This is a genomic window from Actinoplanes sp. NPDC048967, assembly GCF_040649415.1.
Taxonomy (GTDB): Bacteria; Actinomycetota; Actinomycetes; order Mycobacteriales; family Micromonosporaceae; genus Actinoplanes.
The window spans coordinates 556,293-562,771 of sequence record NZ_JBEZFL010000007.1; the positions used below are offsets into that span (position 1 = coordinate 556,293).

The window sequence follows — 6,479 nt, forward strand, 5'->3', positions numbered from 1 at the left end:
CTTAGCGAGCCGGGCAAGCGGCGAAACACTTTAAGTTCGCTTAATAGAAAGGTTTGTTGACTAAAGGGCTGAAGTGGGTGACCATAGGTCGTCGCCGCGCCCATGACGGTTGTCGGCCGATCACGTTGGGGGACGTGCTCGCTGAGCGCGTATTCGTCGTCACCGGAGGTACGCGGACACATGCCGAATCATGGCGAATTGCCAGTTCTCGCCGCGACGGTGTTACAGCCCGGGTTCGAAGGCACCGCTGTGCCCGACTGGGTCCGTCGCTGGCTCGCGGACGGACTGGGCGGCGTCGCCCTGTTCGCCCGCAACGTCGAGACACCCGCACAGGTCGCGGCCCTGACCGCCCAGCTGCGCGCGGAACGCCCGGACGTCATCGTGGCCATCGACGAGGAGGCCGGTGACGTCACCCGCTTCGAGTCGCGGCACGGCAGCTCCCGCCCCGGCAACCTGGGCCTGGGCGCGATCGACGACGCCGAGCTGACCCACGCCGTGGCCCGGGACCTGGGCCTGGAACTGGCCCACGCGGGCATCACGCTCGACTACGCCCCGGACACCGACGTCAACAGCAACCCGGACAACCCGATCATCGGGGTACGCGCGTTCGGCGCCGAGCCCGGTCTCGTGGCCCGCCACGGCGCGGCCTGGATCAGCGGCCTGCAGGAGGCCGGCGTCGCCGCCTGCGCCAAGCACTTCCCGGGCCACGGGGACACCGCCGTCGACTCGCACCACGCCGTACCGCTGATCGACCGCAGCCGGGAGCGGCTCGCCGAGGTGGAGCTGGTGCCGTTCAAGGCCGCCATCGCCGCCGGCGTGCAGTCGGTCATGACCGGGCACCTGCTGGTCCCCGCGTACGACCCGGAGCTGCCCGCGACGCTGAGCCGGCGCATCCTCACCGGCCTGCTGCGCGAGGAGCTCGGCTTCCAGGGCCTGATCGTCACCGACGGCATCGAGATGCAGGGCGTCCGCCGCACCTACGGGCTCGAAGGCGCCACCGTACGGGCGCTGGCCGCCGGGGCCGACGCCATCTGTGTCGGCGGCGACCACGCCGACGAGCACACCGCGATCCGCCTGCGGGACGCCATCGTCGCCGCCGTGCGCAGCGGTGAGCTGAGCGAGGAGCGCCTGCGCGACGCCGCCGCCCGGGTCCGCAAGCTGGCCACCTGGACGCTGGACACGCAGACCGCGATCGGCGCCCGCGCCGTCGCGGAGGCCGCCGGCGCCACCGCGCACGAGGTCGCCGTCATCGGCGGTTCGGCCGTCGGCCAGGCCGCCGCCCGGCGCGCCGTCAAGGTCACCACCGGCGCGGCCGCCCCGGAGCTGCCGCTGAGCTGCGCGCCGCACGTGGTCGAGTTCGCGCCGGCCCGCAACATCGCCATCGGCGCCGAGACGCCGTGGGGAGTGGGGGCGCCGCTGGGCAACCTGCTGCCCGGCACCACCTCGATCCGGCTCAGCGCCGAGGACCTCGCGGCAGTGAGCGACCCGGCCGCCCCGGTCCTGGCCGGAGCCGGCGGTCGCCCGCTGGTCCTGGTCGTCCGCGACGCGCACCGGCACCCGTGGATCGCCGACGCCCTGCGCGACACGCTGGCGGTACGCCCGGACGCGATCGTGGTGGAGATGGGTGTGCCGGTCGCGGTGAGCGGCGGGGTGCACCTGGCGACCTACGGCGCCACCCGCGCCTGCGGTCAGGCCGCGGCCGAGATCATCGCCGGTTCCTCGGTGCCCCAGCTGGCGTCGCAGGCCCTCGCCGCCTGAGAAAGGTCGCGGACCGCTCAGGCGATGATGTCGTCGTACTCCGGGTGGTCCGCGACATAGCGCGCGAAGAACGGGCAGGCGGGCACGACCTTCGCGCCGCGGGCCCGCAGGGCGTCCAGGGTCTGCGCGGCCAGCACGCTGCCCAGGCCCTGGCCACGGTGCGCCGGGTCGACCTCGCTGTGCACGACGACCACGGCACCGTCGCGCTCGCGGTAGTCGGCGAACCCGCCGACCTCGCCGTCGAGCAGGATCTCGAAGCGGTGGCGGGCCGGGTTGTCCTGCACGGTGACGTCCATGTCGCCAGCCTAGGGTGGCTCGCGGCCCGTACTCTTGATCGGGTGATGAACACCGCAGCACCGCGCATCGCCGCCCTGTTCACCTCAGCCGTCCTCGGTCTGACCCTGCTGGCCGGATGCAGCAGCGACAACGTCGACTGCGGCCTGGACCAGTGCACCGTGACCCTCGACCGCAGCACCAGCGCGAGCGCCAGCGTGCTCGGCGTGGAGGCCAAGTTCGTCAGCGCCGACGCCAACACCGTCACCCTCGAGGTGGCCGGCGAGCAGGTCCAGCTCACCAAGGGGCAGCAGGCCGTGGACGTCGGCGGCCTCCAGGTGTCGCTGGACAGCATCACCGCCGACCAGATCGGCTTCCAGGTTTCCCGTTAGCACACCGGTGGCACGGGTGGCAGGTTTCAAAAATGTTGCCCCAGGTCAATCTGGGCAGCATGTCTGCCACCCAGCAAGCCCGGAGCACCGCGTCGCGTGCTGCCGACAGCAAACCCCTCGAATATCTCGCCCGCGGTGGCTTCATCGTGTACGGCGTCATCCACCTGCTCTTCGCCTGGCTGGCCCTGCAGGTCGCCCTGGGCGACTCCAAGGGTGAGAGTGACCAGTCCGGCGCGCTGCAGAGCCTGGCCGGCAAGCCGTTCGGCAAGACGATGCTGGTCATCGCCGTCATCGGCATGATCGCCCTGGCCCTCTGGCAGGCCTTTGAGGCCGCCATCGGCGAGAGCGGCCCGCAGGACAAGGAGGCGCTCGCCGAGCGCGTCGTCTCCGGCGCCCGCGCGGTGATCTACCTGTCGTTCGCCTGGATCGCCATCCGGGTGCTGCAGGGCGCGAACGCCTCCACCGGCGACAGCCAGGAGAAGGGCGCCTCCAGCCTGATGGCCAACTCGGGCGGCCGCTGGCTGGTCGGGCTGATCGGCCTCGTGGTGGTCGGCGTCGGCATCGGTCTGGTGATCTACGGCGTCACCAAGAAGTTCGAGAAGCACCTCAACACCCAGCAGATGAGCCCGTCCGTCCGCAAGACCACGCGTCGCCTCGGGGTCGCCGGCTACTCCGCCAAGGGCGTCGCGTACGCGATCGCCGGTGGCCTGATCGTGGCCGCCGCCGTGACCTACGACGCGGAGAAGGCCCGCGGCCTGGACGCGGCGCTGCGCCTGCTGGCTGAGCAGTCGTACGGCCCGTGGCTGCTGGGCCTGGTCGCACTGGGCATCGCGGCCTTCGGTGTCTACTGCTTCTCGCAGGCCCGCTACCGCAAGGTGTGACGTACCGCCGGGCTCGCATCAGGTGGAAGACTGTAGCGCTGGCAACGACCCCTGATTCGTGGAGAGGGAACCCGTGACCAGCGTGCTCACCGCCCTGCTCGCCGTGGTCATCGCGGCGGGCGCGGCGATCGTCCTGGTCGAGGCGGTGCACTGGGTCGTCAAACGGCTCGGGCACCGCTCGGCCCTGCTCAACGACCTGGCCAGTACGGCGCACAAGCCGTTCCTGGCCAGCGTCACCATCTACGCCGTGCAGCAGGCCGTCCGCAGCTTCGCCGGCGAGTTCGCCGTCCGGGACGGAGTGCTGCACACTCTCGTCCTGCTGGTGATCGCCTCGGTCGCCTGGCTGGTCGGCGCGCTGCTGCTCGTGCTGGAGGATGTCGCCCTGGCCCGCTGGCGGGTCGACGTCCCGGACAACATGAAGGCCCGCCGGGTCAAGACCCAGGTCGTGATAATGCGCCGGGTCACCATCGCCGCGATCGTGGTGCTGACGGCCGGGGTCATGCTGATGACCTTCCCGGACGTCCGCGCGCTGGGCGCCAGCGTGCTCGCCTCGGCCGGCGTGGTCAGCGTCATCGCCGCGCTCGCGGCCCAGAGCACCCTGGGCAACCTCATCGCCGGCCTCCAGCTCGCCTTCAGCGACGCGGTCCGCATCGACGACGTGGTGGTCGTCGAGGGGGAGTGGGGGCGGATCGAGGAGCTGACCCTGACGTACGTCGCGGTGCAGATCTGGGACGACCGCCGGCTGATCCTGCCGACCTCGTACTTCACCACCAAGCCGTTCCAGAACTGGACCCGTACCGGTTCCGCTGTGCTCGGCACCGCGGAGATCGACGTCGACTGGTCGGCGCCGGTCGAGCCGATGCGCGCCGAGCTGCGCGCCGTCTGCGAGGGCAGCGAGCTGTGGGACGGCCGGGTCTGCGTGCTGCAGGTGACCGAGGCGACCGGCGGCATGATCCGGCTCCGCGCCCTGGTCAGCGCGCACGACGCGGGTTCGCTGTGGGACCTGCGCTGCCTGGTCCGCGAGCGCCTGGTGACCTGGGTCTTCGAGCACCGGCGAGACTCGCTGCCCCGGCTGCGCGCAGACCTTTCCCAGGGTGAGCGGGCAATGCCCGCACCGGCCGTGACCGCACCGGCGGACGACACCACCACCCGCGACGACGCCCGGGTCTTCAGCGGCGCCGGCGACGGTGACGAGCGTGCGGCGGCCTTCAGCGGTCCGGAGGAGCAGACATCTGCCGCCACGTCCGGTATCAGGCAGTAATTTCGGCTCGGCCAGGCGAGGATTGATCAGGCCCTGTGCAGGGCATAGTGGCTCCATTGGGAAAGGAGGACACCATGGCCGATGTCCTGAACGGTAGCCCGGCCCGTCCGGGGACCGACCAGTCCACCTCGGAATTGGTACAGAAGGCGAGCGAGCAGATCTCCCGCCTCGTGAAGGATGAGATCGCGCTCGCGAAGGCGGAGCTCACCGAGAAGGGTAAGCACGCCGGCATCGGTGTGGGTCTGTTCGGCGGCGGAGGGGTGCTGGCCCTGTACGGCGTCGGCGCGCTGTTCGCCACGCTGATCATCGTCCTCGACCTGTTCCTGCCGCTGTGGCTGGCCGCACTGATCGTGACCGTGGTGCTCTTCGCCTCGGCCGGCGTGCTGGCGCTGCTCGGCAAGAAGCAGGTCACCCAGGCGGTCCCGCCGGAGCCCTCGGCCGCCATCGCCAGCGCGAAGGCTGACGTCGACGAAGTGAAGCACGCGATCAAGAGCAGGAGCCGGGCATGAGTGACAAGAACGGGTCCACGTCGGCAGGCAAGCCGGACGTGGCGGCCCTGCGCGAGGACATCAAGCAGACCCGCGCCGAGCTCGGTGAGACGGTCCAGGCCCTCGCGGCCAAGGCGGACGTCAAGGCCAGGGCCAAGGAGCAGGTCGAGCAGACCAAGCAGCGGGCCAAGGCGCAGGTGCACGAAACGACCGGCAAGGTCCGCGAGGCCGCGGCCGCCGCGGTCGGCGTCGCGTCCGAGAAGGTCCGCACCGCCAAGGCGCAGGCCGGTGACAAGGTTGCCCTGGCCGGTGACAAAGTGGCCCTCGCCAGTGACAAGGTGAAGGAGTCCGGCGCCCTGGACAAGGCGTACGACGCGCGCGCCCAGGTGGAGCGCAACCCGATCCCCTTCGCCGCCGTGCTCGCGGCCGGGGTGGCGCTGGTCGGCATCATCCTCATCGTGCGCGGGAGGCGTAAGTGAGCAAGAAGCTTCAGAAGGTGGCCTACAAGCCGGTCGGCCTGCTGCTGGGCATCGGGGCCGGCGCGGTCGCGGGCTTCGTCTTCAAGGAGATCTGGAAGTTCGCCTCCGGCGACGACGACGCCCCGAACGCCACCGACGAGGACCGCGGCTGGGGCGAGATCATCGCCGCGGCCGCCCTGCAGGGCGCGATCTTCGCGACGGTCAAGGCCCTCGTCGACCGCGGCGGGGCGGCCGGCGTTCGCAAGATCACCGGGGAATGGCCCGACTGATCGATCGCCTATATAGACGTACGTCGAGGCCTTCGGCGCCGCTCAAGCGGCGCCGAAGGCCTTTTCCGGTTCTGTCCGAGTCGACGGGATTCGGCTGAGGGGCAGCTTTCGGGCTGGTTCTTCGGGTACAGTGTGGCCAGTTTTTGTGTACGTGGCTCAGAGGCTCGTCCTGCTGAAACGTCGCCCCTCGCGGCGGCCGCTGCGCGGAAACGACCATCGGCCCCGCATCACCGGGCCGGCATTTTCAGAAGGAGAGTTCAGCATGGCGCAGGGAACCGTGAAGTGGTTCAACGCAGACAAGGGCTTCGGCTTTATCACCGTCGATGGCGGGGGTGCTGACGTGTTCGTCCACTTCTCGGCCATCCAGACGAGCGGCTACCGCAGTCTGGAAGAGAACCAGCGGGTCGAGTTCGAGATCGCCCAGGGCCAGAAGGGCCCTCAGGCGGAGCAGGTTCGCCCGCTCTGAGACCATCCTGCCGGCGGCGACGCCGGCCGCCGATCGCCTGGCGGAGATCGGCCTGAGTCACCCCGCATCCCTTCTTCGAGGGGTGCGGGGTTTTTCTGTCTTCTTCTCTTTTTGGTGGTTGCGCTTGGGGCTTGGGGGCGGGGATGACCCACGCAGACCGTCAGGCTTGATATCTGCGCCACGACGATCATCTCGACCGCGGCGGCGCTCTC

At 70.4% G+C, this 6,479-nt stretch carries 9 protein-coding genes; 8 read left to right on the forward strand and 1 reads right to left on the reverse strand.

What is annotated here, in order from left to right; translation table 11 throughout:
• Positions 1-180: 180 nt before the first annotated feature.
• On the forward strand, positions 181-1,758 hold the full coding sequence (locus tag AB0C12_RS30805) for a glycoside hydrolase family 3 N-terminal domain-containing protein (protein ID WP_360553343.1): 1,578 nt from the start codon (positions 181-183) through the stop codon (positions 1,756-1,758).
• Positions 1,759-1,775: 17 nt separating this feature from the next.
• On the opposite strand, the gene AB0C12_RS30810 is transcribed toward AB0C12_RS30805, so the two are convergent.
• Positions 1,776-2,054 (reverse strand): GNAT family N-acetyltransferase, encoded by a 279-nt coding sequence (locus AB0C12_RS30810; RefSeq protein WP_360553344.1) that lies wholly within the window; start codon positions 2,052-2,054, stop codon positions 1,776-1,778.
• A gap of 45 nt (positions 2,055-2,099) precedes the next feature.
• Here AB0C12_RS30810 and AB0C12_RS30815 point away from each other — a divergent pair, with 45 nt between their 5' ends.
• The 7 genes from AB0C12_RS30815 (at position 2,100) to AB0C12_RS30845 (ending at position 6,267) form a co-directional block, all read left to right on the forward strand.
• The gene (locus tag AB0C12_RS30815) at positions 2,100-2,423 is read left to right on the forward strand and encodes a hypothetical protein (protein WP_360553364.1); all 324 of its coding nucleotides are present in this window, start codon (positions 2,100-2,102) and stop codon (positions 2,421-2,423) included.
• 59 nt (positions 2,424-2,482) lie between these two features.
• Positions 2,483-3,304, forward strand: coding sequence for a DUF1206 domain-containing protein (locus tag AB0C12_RS30820; RefSeq protein WP_360553345.1), 822 nt, complete (start codon positions 2,483-2,485; stop codon positions 3,302-3,304).
• Positions 3,305-3,377: 73 nt separating this feature from the next.
• The gene (locus AB0C12_RS30825) at positions 3,378-4,565 is read left to right on the forward strand and encodes a mechanosensitive ion channel domain-containing protein (RefSeq protein WP_360553346.1); all 1,188 of its coding nucleotides are present in this window, start codon (positions 3,378-3,380) and stop codon (positions 4,563-4,565) included.
• Positions 4,566-4,639: 74 nt separating this feature from the next.
• Positions 4,640-5,074, forward strand: a complete 435-nt coding sequence (locus AB0C12_RS30830; RefSeq protein WP_360553347.1) for a phage holin family protein — start codon at positions 4,640-4,642, stop codon at positions 5,072-5,074.
• The gene (locus AB0C12_RS30835; protein WP_360553348.1) at positions 5,071-5,532 is read left to right on the forward strand and encodes a DUF3618 domain-containing protein; all 462 of its coding nucleotides are present in this window, start codon (positions 5,071-5,073) and stop codon (positions 5,530-5,532) included. The genes AB0C12_RS30830 and AB0C12_RS30835 overlap by 4 nt, the downstream gene beginning before the upstream one ends.
• A complete protein-coding gene (locus AB0C12_RS30840) occupies positions 5,529-5,801 on the forward strand; it encodes a DUF4235 domain-containing protein (RefSeq protein ID WP_360553349.1) in 273 nt (90 codons plus the stop codon). The genes AB0C12_RS30835 and AB0C12_RS30840 overlap by 4 nt, the downstream gene beginning before the upstream one ends.
• Positions 5,802-6,063: 262 nt before the next feature.
• Positions 6,064-6,267 (forward strand): cold-shock protein, encoded by a 204-nt coding sequence (locus tag AB0C12_RS30845; RefSeq protein ID WP_007458127.1) that lies wholly within the window; start codon positions 6,064-6,066, stop codon positions 6,265-6,267.
• The last annotated feature ends 212 nt before the right edge of the window (positions 6,268-6,479 follow it).

Excerpts from the sequence above, each read along its gene's own strand:
- AB0C12_RS30805 (WP_360553343.1), top strand. The coding sequence starts at position 181 with ATGCCGAATCATGGCGAATTGCCAGTTCTCGCCGCGACGGTGTTACAG.
- AB0C12_RS30810 (WP_360553344.1), bottom strand. The coding sequence starts at position 2,054 with ATGGACGTCACCGTGCAGGACAACCCGGCCCGCCACCGCTTCGAGATC.
- AB0C12_RS30815 (WP_360553364.1), top strand. The coding sequence starts at position 2,100 with ATGAACACCGCAGCACCGCGCATCGCCGCCCTGTTCACCTCAGCCGTC.
- AB0C12_RS30820 (WP_360553345.1), top strand. The coding sequence starts at position 2,483 with ATGTCTGCCACCCAGCAAGCCCGGAGCACCGCGTCGCGTGCTGCCGAC.
- AB0C12_RS30830 (WP_360553347.1), top strand. The coding sequence starts at position 4,640 with ATGGCCGATGTCCTGAACGGTAGCCCGGCCCGTCCGGGGACCGACCAG.
- AB0C12_RS30835 (WP_360553348.1), top strand. The coding sequence starts at position 5,071 with ATGAGTGACAAGAACGGGTCCACGTCGGCAGGCAAGCCGGACGTGGCG.
- AB0C12_RS30845 (WP_007458127.1), top strand. The coding sequence starts at position 6,064 with ATGGCGCAGGGAACCGTGAAGTGGTTCAACGCAGACAAGGGCTTCGGC.